Origin of the sequence: Streptomyces sp. NRRL S-340 (assembly GCF_000720185.1) — a bacterium.
Taxonomy (GTDB): Bacteria; Actinomycetota; Actinomycetes; order Streptomycetales; family Streptomycetaceae; genus Streptomyces.
Genome location: NZ_JOIY01000117.1, coordinates 1 through 550 on the forward strand (window position 1 = coordinate 1; position 550 = coordinate 550).

The 550-nt window shown below is 65.1% G+C and carries 1 protein-coding gene; it reads left to right on the plus strand.

Features of this window, described 5'->3' with window-relative positions:
- A partial coding sequence (locus IG64_RS37195) for an alpha-amylase family glycosyl hydrolase (protein WP_037864976.1) occupies positions 1-550 on the plus strand: 550 nt, incomplete at both ends.

Below are 550 nucleotides of genomic sequence, written 5' to 3' on the forward strand. Positions count from 1 at the left end.
CGGCATGCGCGTCATCATCGACTTCGTCATGAACCACACCAGCGACCAGCACCCCTGGTTCCAGGAGTCGCGCAAGGACCCCGACGGACCCTACGGCGATTTCTACATGTGGGCCGACGACGACAAGGGCTATCCGGACGCGCGGATCATCTTCGTCGACACCGAGACCTCCAACTGGACCTTCGACCCGGTGCGCGGCCAGTACTACTTCCACCGTTTCTTCTCGCACCAGCCGGACCTGAACTACGAGAGCCCCGCCGTCCAGGAGGAGATGCTGGCCGCCCTGCGCTTCTGGCTGGACCTCGGCATCGACGGATTCCGCCTGGACGCGGTGCCCTACCTCTACGCCGAAGAGGGCACCAACTGCGAGAACCTGCCGGCCACCCACCAGTTCCTCAAGCGGGTGCGCAAGGAGATCGACCGGATGTACCCGGACACGGTGATCCTCGCGGAGGCGAACCAGTGGCCGGAGGACGTCGTCGACTACTTCGGCGACTACACCGCCGGCGGCGACGAGTGCCACATGGCCTTCCACTTCCCCGTCATGCCG